General features: G+C 71.1%; 11 protein-coding genes, 1 tRNA gene and 2 pseudogenes. 6 read left to right on the top strand and 8 right to left on the bottom strand.

The window, feature by feature from the left end; genetic code table 11:
- Positions 1 to 176: pseudogene (locus tag DY245_RS46035) on the bottom strand (glycosyltransferase family 4 protein); the annotation flags it as partial.
- A gap of 61 nt (positions 177 to 237) precedes the next feature.
- Entirely contained in the window at positions 238 to 1329 is a 1092-nt protein-coding gene (locus tag DY245_RS09180) for a hypothetical protein (protein ID WP_128505427.1), read from the bottom strand.
- 246 nt (positions 1330 to 1575) lie between these two features.
- Here DY245_RS09180 and DY245_RS09175 point away from each other — a divergent pair, with 246 nt between their 5' ends.
- The gene (locus tag DY245_RS09175; RefSeq protein WP_128505424.1) at positions 1576 to 1893 is read left to right on the top strand and encodes a chaplin; all 318 of its coding nucleotides are present in this window, start codon (positions 1576 to 1578) and stop codon (positions 1891 to 1893) included.
- Positions 1894 to 2080: 187 nt separating this feature from the next.
- Positions 2081 to 2941, top strand: coding sequence for a spermidine synthase (locus DY245_RS09170; RefSeq protein ID WP_128505422.1), 861 nt, complete (start codon positions 2081 to 2083; stop codon positions 2939 to 2941).
- A 27-nt stretch (positions 2942 to 2968) separates the two neighbouring features.
- Here DY245_RS09170 and DY245_RS09165 read toward each other — a convergent pair whose 3' ends face one another.
- Positions 2969 to 3550 carry a hypothetical protein gene (locus tag DY245_RS09165; protein WP_128505420.1) on the bottom strand — a complete coding sequence of 194 codons (582 nt, stop codon included), beginning with the start codon at positions 3548 to 3550 and terminating at the stop codon, positions 2969 to 2971.
- A gap of 109 nt (positions 3551 to 3659) precedes the next feature.
- On the opposite strand from DY245_RS09165, the gene DY245_RS09160 reads away from it, so the two are divergent.
- From DY245_RS09160 to DY245_RS09150, 3 genes and pseudogenes are all read left to right on the top strand, one after another.
- Positions 3660 to 4352 carry a response regulator transcription factor gene (locus tag DY245_RS09160; protein ID WP_128505418.1) on the top strand — a complete coding sequence of 231 codons (693 nt, stop codon included), beginning with the start codon at positions 3660 to 3662 and terminating at the stop codon, positions 4350 to 4352.
- Positions 4349 to 5782 carry a sensor histidine kinase gene (locus DY245_RS09155; protein WP_128505416.1) on the top strand — a complete coding sequence of 478 codons (1434 nt, stop codon included), beginning with the start codon at positions 4349 to 4351 and terminating at the stop codon, positions 5780 to 5782. The genes DY245_RS09160 and DY245_RS09155 overlap by 4 nt, the downstream gene beginning before the upstream one ends.
- A 371-nt stretch (positions 5783 to 6153) precedes the next feature.
- A pseudogene (locus DY245_RS09150) lies at positions 6154 to 7047 on the top strand (chitinase); the annotation flags it as partial.
- Positions 7048 to 7175: 128 nt separating this feature from the next.
- On the opposite strand, the gene DY245_RS09145 reads toward DY245_RS09150, so the two are convergent.
- On the bottom strand, positions 7176 to 8093 hold the full coding sequence (locus tag DY245_RS09145; RefSeq protein ID WP_128505412.1) for a helix-turn-helix domain-containing protein: 918 nt from the start codon (positions 8091 to 8093) through the stop codon (positions 7176 to 7178).
- 125 nt (positions 8094 to 8218) lie between these two features.
- Between DY245_RS09145 and DY245_RS09140 the strand changes: the two genes are divergently transcribed.
- Positions 8219 to 8869, top strand: coding sequence for an NAD(P)-dependent oxidoreductase (locus DY245_RS09140; RefSeq protein ID WP_128505410.1), 651 nt, complete (start codon positions 8219 to 8221; stop codon positions 8867 to 8869).
- A 60-nt stretch (positions 8870 to 8929) separates the two neighbouring features.
- Here the strand turns inward: DY245_RS09140 and DY245_RS09135 are convergent.
- From DY245_RS09135 to DY245_RS09120, 4 genes are all read right to left on the bottom strand, one after another.
- Positions 8930 to 9005, bottom strand: a tRNA-His gene (locus DY245_RS09135).
- Positions 9006 to 9166: 161 nt separating this feature from the next.
- Positions 9167 to 9787, bottom strand: coding sequence for an oligoribonuclease (orn, locus tag DY245_RS09130; RefSeq protein WP_128505408.1), 621 nt, complete (start codon positions 9785 to 9787; stop codon positions 9167 to 9169).
- Positions 9788 to 9792: 5 nt separating this feature from the next.
- Positions 9793 to 11082, bottom strand: a complete 1290-nt coding sequence (locus tag DY245_RS09125) for a GlxA family transcriptional regulator (RefSeq protein ID WP_128505406.1) — start codon at positions 11080 to 11082, stop codon at positions 9793 to 9795.
- A gap of 349 nt (positions 11083 to 11431) precedes the next feature.
- A complete protein-coding gene (locus tag DY245_RS09120) occupies positions 11432 to 11704 on the bottom strand; it encodes a hypothetical protein (RefSeq protein ID WP_128505404.1) in 273 nt (90 codons plus the stop codon).
- Positions 11705 to 11975: the final 271 nt, after the last annotated feature.

Below are 11975 nucleotides of genomic sequence, written 5' to 3'. Positions count from 1 at the left end.
GCCACGGCCTCCCGGTGCAGCCCGCCGCCCGGCGGCGCGGCCACCACGGCCCGCAGCCCCGCCGCCACCTGGGCCCGCACCAGGTCGGCGACGACCCGGGCGACACCACCGTCGACGGGCTGGGAGACATGGAGCACCGTGGGCCGCTCTTGGGACTGCAGGTCTTGCGTCAGCACGCACTGCTCCCCTGATTACCGAGCTGACAGAACTCTCTGCGGGATGCGCGGTGGGCGCCGCTCAGCGCCTGGTGTCGGCCTGGACGAAGAGCGCGCCGAGCAGATATCCCCGATTGCCGGTGGTGAAGCGGAAAGTGAGCTGATCGCCGCCGGACCGCAGTGCGGGCTTGATGGTGAATACGTCGGAATCAAATCCGAGGGTGTTCCGGTAAGCGGGCTGCCGCCTCGACTCCCGGCCGAATTCGGTGACCGTCGAATTCATCACGTCTGTCGCCGGGTTGGCGGTGTCCCGCAGTGCATGCGGGTGGCGCCGGTCGGCCTGTACGGAGAGCGAGTCCTTTCCGCTGCCGCGGTCCCCGTCGTACGCCACCACACCCACCCGGCCACTCGAATGCGCCGGGATCCGCAGCTCTTTCAGCCGCACCGAAAGCGTCCGGCGGTCTCCGCCCAGCGATTCGAAGCCGTCCCACAGCGCGAGTGTGCGCAGCGGCAGCTTCTTGTTCTCGTATGCGGCCACCAGCGTCCAGCCGCCCCAGGCGCCGGCCTTGGAGCGGCCCCTCGCGATATTGATCTGGCTCACCGTGTACGAGCCCGCGCCGCTCTTCCGCACCAGCTCGGTGACGTCCGCGGACGCCTGGAAGCCATCGGCCCCGGAGCCGGTGCGGTGGCCGGTCAGGGTGTCGGCGAGCACCTTCTTGTACCGGCCGCCGGGCTCGGCGATCAGCACCCGGCCGCTGCCCTTGGCCGGCTTCCGCGCACCGGCCCGCAGGTTGCCGCCCCAGTAGAGCCGGGCGTAGCTCACCCGGGAGCCGGCCGGGATCCGCAGGTGCGCGCGGCTGGAGTTGTAGGTGCGGGTGTCGGAGTCGACGTCGATGTACGCCATCCGGTAGTGGCCGTTGACGCCGGCGCCGCCCTGCTGGGCCGCCGCGCACGGTGCGCCCGCGCGGCCGGCCGCCCGGCCGCAGGTGAGCGAGGAGTTGGCCGCCCGCGCGATACCGCCGTGCTGCGTCACATGAAAGCGTTCCGCGAAAGGAATGCGTGCGGATTCCTTGGGAGTCGGCGCGGCCGCCGCCGAAGACAGGGCGGCCGGCAATGCCAAGGACGCCAGTGCGCATACGACGCCGCGCCCGGTGCGGTCCATCGACTTCCGCATGTCTTCCTCTCCGACTTCTATCAGTCAAACAGGAGAGCACTCTGACAGAAATCATGTTGGAAACCGCGGCAGGCACGCCGGATCCTGTCAGGGATTCCGATCAACGGAATACCGGACTTCGTCGATGTACCTGCTGTCTTGTGCCAAAAGGGCTAACGATTTCTCGTAAGAGGGAACGACCGCATCTCTGACCCAATTCGTTCGTTGTGACCGGGTGCCCCATTCGCGAACTGAAAGGAGAATGGGATGAAGCGGTTTGTTACGGCCGCCGCGATGGCTACGGCCAGCTGTGCCATGGTGCTAAGTGGCGCCGGCATCGCCTCTGCAGGTGATCACGGCCGTGGTCACCACGACCATCACGACCACTACCGTCACGACTCCCGTGGTCTGTACAACCACCGCAGCGGTGCCAACGCCGCCGGGTTTGCCGCAGGTTCCCCGGGCATCCTCAGCGGCAACAATGTCCAGGTTCCGATCAACATCCCGATCAACATCTGCGGCAACAGCATCAACATTCTCGCGGCGCTGAACCCCGCGTTCGGGAACGCCTGCGTCAATAGGTGACCCGCCCGCCGGTCCGGATGGACATCGGGCCGGCACGGGTCATGGTGTGCAGCTGGCGGATCACCCGTGACCTCGGTCGTGGGTGGTCCGCCACTCTGCTCCGCACGCCCGGCCCCCTGGCCTCCGGCCGCCGCTATCGCGCTGACCAGCGGATACGGCAACCCGGACACAGGCCATACTGGAGGGCATGGCGAAGAGCAGACGTGGCCGCGGCGGCCCGGAGTCCGTCACGGAGACGGTGGACGGCGGGCTCGCGGAGCTACGGCCCGACCGGGACCGGCCGCGCGGCTGGACCCTGCTGATCGACGGCGCACCGCAGTCGCATGTCGATCTCGACGACCCGGCCTACCTGGACTTCTCCTACCAGCGGCGGCTCGGGCACATCGCCGACCTCGCCGGACCGGCCGGCAAACCGCTGCACGCCGTCCATCTCGGCGGCGGCGCGCTGACCCTGCCCCGCTATGTCGCCGCGACCCGCCCGCGGTCCACCCAGCAGGTGGTGGAGATCGACGCGCCACTGGTCCAACTCGTCCGCCGCCGACTGCCGTTGGACGCCGGCTGGCGGATCCGGGTGCGCGGTGGCGACGCCCGCGCGGGTCTGGCGAAGATCCCGGACGGCTGGGCGGATCTGATCATCGCCGATGTCTTCGGCGGGGCACGCACGCCCGCGCACCTGACCAGCACCGAGTTCGTGGCGGAGGTGCGCAGGGCGCTGCGGCCCGGCGGCTACTACGCGGCGAATCTCGCGGACGGGCCGCCGCTGCGTTTTCTGCGCGGCCAGATCGCCACCGTCGGCACGGTCTTCCCCGAGCTGTGTCTGACCGCCGACCCGGCCGTACTGCGCGGCAAGCGCTTCGGCAACGCCGTCCTGCTGGCCGCCGACACGGAGCTGCCGATCGCCGAGCTGACCCGGCGGGCGGCGACCGACCCGCAGACCGGCCGGGTCGAACACGGCCGTGCGCTGCGGGACTTCGCCGGGGGCGCGGCACCGGTCACCGACGCCACGGCCGTCGCCTCGCCCGCCCCGCCGGAGAAGACCTTCGACTGACGCCGCCCCCTCCGGGGCGGATCCGTCCTACGTCGCGTTGTTGCTGGTCTCCACGATCGGCGGATGCCCGTTCCAGGTGCAGATCACGGACGTATGCGCGGTGCCGCCGGTGAAGTCGACGCGGATCCACTGGTCCTGCTTCCACACCTGCATCTCCCAGCCCGAGTTCGGGGTCGCCGACACCAGCTCGGCGGACCGGCTGTCCAGGTCGAAGACGACCCGGCCGCCCGTCGTGGAGTAGCTCTTGATCCGCCCGTCGGAGGCCGGCGCGGAGCTGCCCGGCGGGCTGGTGGCCGGGCGCTGCGACCGGGTCGCGCCGGTGGGGGACGGCGTGGCCGGTTTTGACGGCTTGTCATCGGTGTGCGACGGGCTGCGGCCGGCCGAAGTGGACGGTCTGGGACGGTGGGTGGAGGAGACGCGCGGTGAGGCACCGCCGTCCGCCTGCGCCCCCGAGGACGCCACCTGGTCGGAAAGGGGCAGCGCGCGCGGTGCGTCGTACGCCGTGCCGGACAGCACGGTGTGCACGCCGAACCACGACAACGTGACCGCGGCGCCGGTCGCCAGCGTCCAGGCCGCCGCGTGAACCAGACCTCGTTGCATTTGGCTCATACTGCACCACCGGCCCACCCGGTCGCAGCCCGTCCACAACGGCGGAGCACACCGCCCCGGTGTCAACCTCAGGTAAAGGACCTGGCCCGAATGGCGTACGGTGCCGCCCATGGCAAGTGTGCTCGTGGTCGAGGACGACCAGTTCGTACGCTCGGCCCTCATCCGGCATCTGACCGAGGCCGCCCACACGGTACGCAGCGTCGGAACCGCTCTGGAGGCGCTGCGCGAGGTGGCGCACGTCGGGTTCGACGTCGTCATTCTCGACCTCGGCCTGCCCGATCTGGACGGGGGCGAGGCGCTCAAGATGCTCCGCGGCATCACCGATGTCCCGGTGATCATCGCCACCGCGCGGGACGACGAGGCGGAGATCGTACGGCTGCTGAACGACGGCGCCGACGACTACCTCACCAAGCCGTTCTCCGTCGAGCACCTCTCGGCCCGGATGGCGGCCGTACTGCGCCGCTCCCGGGCCACCGCGGCCGGTGCGGAACCGCCCTCACGAGTGATCCAGGTCGGCGGTCTGTCCATCGACCTGCTGCGCCGGCAGGCCGAACTGGACGGTGTGGCGCTCGATCTGACCCGCCGGGAGTTCGACCTGCTGGCCTTCCTCGCCGGGCGCCCCGGCGTCGTCGTCGCGCGCCGGGAACTCCTCGCCGAGGTCTGGCAGCAGTCCTACGGCGACGACCAGACCATCGACGTCCATCTGTCCTGGCTCCGCCGAAAACTGGGCGAGACCGCGGCCAAGCCCCGCTATTTGCACACCCTGCGGGGTGTCGGCGTGAAGCTGGAGCCACCGCAGTGAGATGGGCCCTGGTCAAGGTGGCGCTGGCGGTCACCACGATGGTCGTGGTCGCCTTCGCCGTCCCCCTCGGGCTCGTCGTCAAGGAGCTGGCCCGCGACCGCGCCTACGGAAGCGCCGAACGCCAGGCCGCCACCATCGGCCCGGTCCTCGCCATCACCACCGACCGCACCCAGCTGGAGCGGGCCGTGGCCAGCGCCGAGACCGGTCCCGGCGGCCGGATCGGCGTCCATGTCCCGGCCGGCGGCAAGAACGGCACGCCCGTCGAGATCGGCTCCCGGCGTGCCGCACCGGCGGATGTGGCGGCCGTCGTGAAGCTCGGCCGGGCCTCCATCTCCCCGGTACCCGGCGGCTCTTCGCTGCTGCAGCCCACCGCCGTCGCCTCCGGCATCGCGGTCGTCGAGGTCTTCGTCCCCGACGACGCGCTCACCAACGGCGTCACCACCTCCTGGGTGGTACTGGCCGGCGTCGGCCTCGCCCTGATCATCGGCTCGGTCGCGGTCGCCGACCGGCTCGGCACCCGGATGGTGCGGCCGGCGGAGCGGCTGGCCGGCGCCGCCCACGACCTCGGCAAGGGCGAACTCGGCGTACGCGTACCGGAGGACGGCCCCAAGGAGCTGCGGTCCGCGGCCAGCGCCTTCAACTCCATGGCCGACCAGGTCGTCCAACTGCTCGCCAACGAACGCGAACTGGCCGCCGACCTCTCGCACCGGCTGCGCACCCCGCTGACCGTGCTCCGGCTCAACACCGCCTCGCTCGGCGACACCCCGGCCGCCGAACAGACCCGGGCCGCCGTCGAACAACTGGAGCGCGAGGTCGACCAGATCATCCGCACCGCCCGTGAGCAGAAGGCCCAGACCTCGCAGGCGGCGGCCGCGGCCGGCTGCGACGCCGCCGAGGTGATCCGCGAGCGGATGGCCTTCTGGTCGGCGCTCGCCGAGGACGAGGGACGCACCGTACGCATCGCCGGCGCGGACCGCCCCGTACGCATCCCGGTCGCCCGCCCCGAACTCGCCGCCGCCCTGGACGCGATGCTCGGCAACGTCTTCCGGCACACCCCCGAGGGCACCGCCTTCGCGGTCGACGTCCACAACGCGGAAGACGCGGTCATCGTGCTGGTCTCGGACGCCGGCCCCGGCATCGCCGACCCGGACGCGGCGCTGCGCCGCGGCTGGTCGGGCGGCGGCCGGGGGCACTCCCACCCAGCGGCAGCCGGGGGAGGCTCCACCGGCCTCGGCCTGGACATCGTGCGGCGGCTGGCCGAGTCCACCGGCGGTGACGTCCGCATCGGCCGCTCCGTCCTCGGCGGCACGGAGGTGCGGGTCTGGCTGGCGCTGGACGACCGGCGCGCCCACCACGGCGTACGACGCGGCCACCGGCTGCGCCGCACACTCGGCACCCGGCGGCGGCGGACGGCGCGCACCGGCTCCTGAGCGGGCCGCGCACCGGCTCCTGCCCGGGGCGCCTGCCGGCTCCTGACCGTGGCACGTGCCGGTGGCTCTTAACCACCCCCTTCCGCTTCCTTAAGGCCGCCATAATTCCGCCAACCTCCGTACGGAACCAGGCATTTGTCCGTTTCCCGGCCGCTAGCGTGCGGGACGCACCACGGTGCACCCCAGCCCCCCACGTGACGACAGGCAGGCACGAGATGAGTTCCTCGGGACACCGCCGGCGTATGAGCCGCACCACCAAGCTGATCACCACCGGCGCGGCGGCCGTGGTCGCGGCCGGCGGCGCCTTCGCCGTCGCCGGTTCGGCCATGGCCTCCAAGGCGCCGCAGCGCACCGACGCCCCCGCGAAGGCCGCGGCCGGCTTCGCCCCGTTCGTCGACACCTCCCTCGCCCCCGCCTACGACCTGGCCGACACCGCCAAGAAGACCGGGGTGAAGAACTTCAACCTCGCGTTCATCACCTCCGGCGGCGGCTGCACCCCCAAGTGGGGCGGCTCCGGAGAGCTGGGCAACGACCCGGTCGCCCGGCAGATACCCGCTCTGCGCAAGGCCGACGGCGACGTCCGGGTCTCCTTCGGCGGCGCCAACGGCTCCGAGCTCGGCGTGGCCTGCGGCTCCGCGAACGAACTGGCCGCGGCCTACGGCAAGGTCATCGACCGGTTCAAGCTCACCAAGGTCGACTTCGACATCGAGGGCGGCGCGCTGCCCAACACCGCCGCCAACACCCGCCGCGCCCAGGCCATCGCCCAGCTCCAGAAGAAGTACCCCGGCCTGGATGTGTCCTTCACCCTGCCGGTCATGCCCGAGGGCCTGACCCAGGACGGTGTGAACCTGGTCGCCGACGCCAAGAAGAACGGCGTCAAGACCTCCGCCGTCAACATCATGGCGATGGACTACGGCGCCTCCTACAACGGCGACATGGGCACCTACGCCACCCGGGCCGCCACCGCCACCCAGGGCCAGATCAAGAAGGCGCTCGGCCTGAGCGACGCGGCCGCCTGGAAGACGGTGGCGGTGACCCCGATGATCGGCGTCAACGACGTCCAGAACGAGGTCTTCAAACTCGACGACGCCACCCAGCTGGTGAAGTTCGCCAAGGACAAGCACCTGGGCTGGCTGTCGATGTGGTCCTCGACCCGCGACAAGGCCTGCGAGGGCGGCACCTCCCCGTCCGCGCAGCCGACCTGTAGCTCCATCGAGCAGGGCCCGCTGGCCTTCACCAAGGCGTTCGGCGCGTACACCGGCTGACCCCCACCGACGATCCGGGCGCCGTCCCGGACCGTCCGCCCCCGGGCGGGGCGCAGCGGGCCTTCCCCCCCCACCCGCTGCGCCCCGCCGCTCTCTCCCGCGCCGGCCCTCCCGTACGCGGCAACTGCTCAGCCCGCGCCGCCCCGTACCGTCACCCGGAAGGCGATCGGGGTGGTGCCGGTCTGCCGCTGGAAGTACTTGCTGAAGTTGGTGGCATCGGCGAAGCCCAGCCGGTCCGCTATCCGGGCCGCCGACTGGTCGCCGTGTGCCAGCAGCCGCTTGGCCTCCAGGACCACCCGGCGGTCGATGAACTCCTTCGCCCCGACGCCCGCGGTGGCCTCGGTGGCACGGGAGAGGGTGCGCGGCGCGTACCCCAGCGAGCGGGCGTAGTCGGCGACCCGGCGGCTGCGGGTGAAGTCCCGCTCCACCGCGTCCCGGAAGCGCAGATAGGTCTCGCTCGCCTCACAGGCCCCGCTCCCGTCCGCCGCCTCGCCCGCCGGCCCGCCCGGATACGCGGCCCGCAGCACCAGAACGGCCAGCAGATGCCGCAGCACCTCGACATGTATCTCCAGCGGCAGCCCGCCCAGCGCCCCGAACTCGTGGTGCAGCTGCCGCATCGCCTCGTCCAGACGCCGCGCCGCGGCGCCCTTCGGATGCCGTACGGGCGGCCCGTACCAGTCCTCGATCCGTGCGGCGGCCGCGGTGGCCGGGTCCAGGAAGCCGGCCTCGAAGAGCACCAGCCGCCCCTCCGCGCCCGTCAGATCACCGAAATGCTGGACCTGCCCGGGGCGCGACCACAGCAGATCGCCCGGGTTCAGCACGTGCTCGCGGAAGTCGACGCTGTGCACCAGCCGGCCGCTGTCCAGGGTCAGCAGATGGTGGAAGCCGGGGCGGTGCGGGGTGGACAGCTGACAGGCGTTCGCGCGCTCACGCAGCTCGGCGAGCGTCATCACCTCCACCCCCGCGGGCCGCCCGGCCGGCGCGGAGAACGCCACCTCCCGGATCTCCGGTACGGGCTCCACACCCTCCTGTCGTTTTTTGACCATCACTGGTCCCCTCGCTACCCCGAAATGCCCCGCTGGTCCTTCTAGCGTAGAAGACGTCAGCACGGCCGCTGGCGGAAAACGGAAGTCCGTAGAGCCGGACACACAGCACAGCTGGGAGACCCACCATGTCCACGATCGCCATCTTCGGGGCCAACGGCACCATCGGCAGCCGCATCCTCGACGAGGCCCTCCAGCGCGGTCACCAGGTCACCGCCGTCGTCCGGGACCCCGCGAAGATCACCACGACCCACCCGAACCTGACCGTGACCACCGGCGACGTCCTCGCCCCGGCCTCCGTCGCCGCCGTCGCCAAGGACCAGGACGTCCTGATCAGCGCGGTCGGCGGGGGTGACGGCCCGGGCCACCTCGCCACGATCAAGCCCGCCGCCGAGTCCCTCGTCGCCGGACTGCGCACCCTCGGCGACGCGGCGCCCCGCCTGATCACGGTCGGCGGCGCCGGCTCGCTGCGCACCCCGGACGGCAAGCAGGTCTGGGACGCCGAGGGCCTGCCCGAGTTCCTGCTGCAGATCATGCACGCCCACGGCGATGCGCTGGACTTCTACCGCTCGGTCTCCGACGTGCGCTGGACCAACCTCAGCCCGGCTGCCTCCATCGAGCCCGGCGAGCGCACCGGCAGCTACCGCACCGCCACCGACGATCTGGTCACCGCCGTGGACGGGAGCAGCCGGATCTCGACCGAGGACTACGCCGTCGCCGTTCTCGACGAGGTCGAGCAGCCCCGTCACCTCGGCGAGCGCTTCACCGTCGGCTACTGATCCGCGCGCCCGTCCCCTATATACGCCAAGGCCCCCGACCTGAGGTCGGGGGCCTTGAAGTGGGGTGAGTAACGGGACTTGAACCCGCGACATCCTGGACCACAACCAGGTGCTCTACCAGCTGAGCTATACCCACCATGACCGGTGCTGTGTGGTTCTTTTTCCCCACCGGCTGAGAAAAAGTGTACAGGGTCCGGAGGGGTGCTCGCGCCCAGGTTTCGAGTCCCGGTGCGAGGGCGTGTCGTGTGGGTCTCCGCAGATCCGCGGGGACCCACACGACACGCTCCGGCTGCCTTGCTACGAAGTGGCCTGCTGCGGCTCGGCCGGCAGGACGTACTTGGCGGCGATGGCCTTGGCGGTCTCCGAGTCGGGGCCGGGCTGCGGTACGAAGACCGCCTCCCGGTAGTAGCGCAGTTCCGCGATGGATTCGCGGATGTCCGCCAGCGCCCGGTGGTTGCCGTTCTTGTCCGGACTGTTGAAGTAGGCCCGCGGGAACCAGCGCCGGGCCAGTTCCTTCACGGACGAGACATCGACGATCCGGTAGTGGAGGTAGCTCTCCAGCGTCGGCATGTCACGCAGCAGGAAGCCACGGTCGGTGCCGACGGAATTGCCGCACAGCGGCGCCTTCCTCGGCTCGGGCACATGCTGCTTGATATACGCAAGCACCTGCGCCTCGGCCGCCTCCAGCGTCGTCCCGCCGTCCAGCTCCTCCAGCAGTCCGGAGGCGGTGTGCATCTGGCGCACCACCTCCGGCATGGTGCCGAGCGACTCGGCCGGGGGGCGGATCACCACATCCACCCCGTCGCCCAGCACATTCAGCTCTGAGTCGGTGACCAGTGCGGCCACCTCGATGAGCGCGTCATTCGCCAGCGAGAGTCCGGTCATCTCGCAGTCGATCCACACCATGCGATCGTTCATACATCTCACCCTACGGGGCGCTCGCGCTGACCGGGCAGCACGGGCCGTCCCGCTCCCCGGCCGACCGGGGTTTCCGGCAGCCGGGAGGCGTACGCGTCCGACTGCGGTTTGCCCGGATCGCCCGCTTCGGCCGTCGCCAGACCGTGGCCGGCCAGCGAGGCGGCGGAGAACCGGTCCGCGCCGCCCGCCCCCAGCGCCGCCCGCTCGCGCTCCGGCCGCTCGGCACGCTCGGCCCGATCCGGTCTGAGCGCGGGCTCGGGCGCCCCGTTCTGCGGCCGGCGCGCACGGTAGGCCGCCCGGTAGGCGGCGGGCGAGGCGCCCAGCTGCCGCCGGAAGTGGCCGCGCAGGGCGACCGGCGAGCGGAATCCGCAGCGCCCGGCGACCTCGTCCACCGAATAGTCGGAGGTCTCCAGCAGCCGCTGGGCCTGGAGGACCCGCTGGGTGATCAGCCACTGGAGCGGAGCGCTTCCCGTAAGGGAGCGGAAGCGCCGGTCGAAGGTGCGACGGCTCATGTAGGCACGCGCGGCCAGCGTCTCCACGTCGAACTGCTCGTGGAGGTGCTCCAGCGCCCAGGCGACGACCTCGGCGAGCGGGTCGGCGCCGATCTCTTCAGGTAATGACCGGTCGAGATAGCGCTGGTGCCCCAGGTCGGAGGCGGTACGGCGGGGCGGCACGACGAGCCGGCGAGCCAGCGCGTTCGCGGCGTCCGCGCCGTGGTCGGTACGCACGATGTGCAGACATAGATCGATGCCGGCCGCCGTCCCCGCGGAGGTGAGCACATCGCCGTCGTCGACGAAGAGCTCGCGGGGATCCACATGGACGGACGGATAACGCTTGGCGAGCGTCGGCGCGTACATCCAATGGGTCGTGGCCGGGCGGCCGTCGAGCAGTCCGGCCGCGGCGAGGACGAACGCCCCCGTGCACAGCCCGACGATTCTGGCCCCTTCTTCATGCGCGCGGCGCAGCGCGTCGAGCGCTGCGGGCGGCGGGGCCTGGGTGATGGAACGCCAGGCCGGTACGACGACCGTCCCGGCACGGGAGATCGCCTCCAGCCCGTAGGGGGCTGATAGTTCGAGCCCCCCGGTCGTGCGCAAAGGCGCATCTTCGCCCGCGCACACAAGTAGCCGGTACCGCGGAACGCCTGCGTCTTGGCGGTCGATGCCGAAGACCGAGAGCGGAATGGAGCTCTCGAAAATGGGGCCGCCGCTGAAGAGGAGCACCGCGACTATTTCGCGGCGTCGTCGGGCGGCGAGCTTGCGTGCGGCATCTGGTACGGCAGCGGAGTCCTGGCTCATGGCACTTAAGCCCCCCTCGGTCGTCTCGCCCTCTCGGTCCTGCACAGTTCCCCCGCCGTTACTACCAAGATCGAATTTACTGTGTCCCGTGAGGATGGAGTGCCAAGTTCACCACCCACTGGTATGTCGATATGGCAACTTGGCGCGAAGCATTCGATCACGAAGCGTTCCACTCGTCGGGCCTACATGGGAAGTACGCGTCTCGGCTCTGCCCGTTCGCAGTAGGGCACAACCATGCCCGGCGGTCCTTTCCTCCCTGCTCACACCAGGGTTGAGGGGTGCTCAGGGCAAGGGAGGGGCCCGGGCCGGAAGTTGGCTGAAAATGGTCGCGCGCAGACTTGCGGGCGCCTCAATCGACCGGCGTACGCCTTTCGGAGTGCCGCCCGCCCCCGTGCGCCGTCGGCCCCGAACGTCCGCTTCTGTCCCGGTGTCGTCCCGCGTCACGGACGCGGATCCGCGCCGCGGTGCGTTCGGATTGCCTCAGCAGTGCGCGGCAGGCACAGGTCACCGCGGCCAGACCGGCGGCGGTGCCGGCCGCGCCGATCCAGGAGGCGCCGCTGACGATCAACACGAGGGGCACCAGGGCGCAGCTGAACGCGCCCCAGCGCACGACATCGCTCACTGGGTCGGGTGATCTGCCGGACGGCAACGGCACCTCGTACTCCCCTCGGACGGGCTGCTACTACAACGCCGCCGACGATCATGGGTCACCGCGAGGGGTACGTACGGGGGCAGGCCGGGGCATTGCCATCCGCGCCACGCTCCGGCATGCTCCGGGGAACGTTCGAGGCCGCTACCCGCCTCCACCCACCTTGCGCGGACGCCGGGCGTCCGCGGTGAGCTCTGGGCAGCGGGGGAGTGGCGCCGTACTCTTGGGGTATCTGGTTGGGAAG

The organism is Streptomyces inhibens, assembly GCF_003389455.1.
Lineage (GTDB): Bacteria > Actinomycetota > Actinomycetes > Streptomycetales > Streptomycetaceae > Streptomyces > Streptomyces inhibens.
This window is presented reverse-complemented; position numbering and strand designations above follow the sequence as displayed.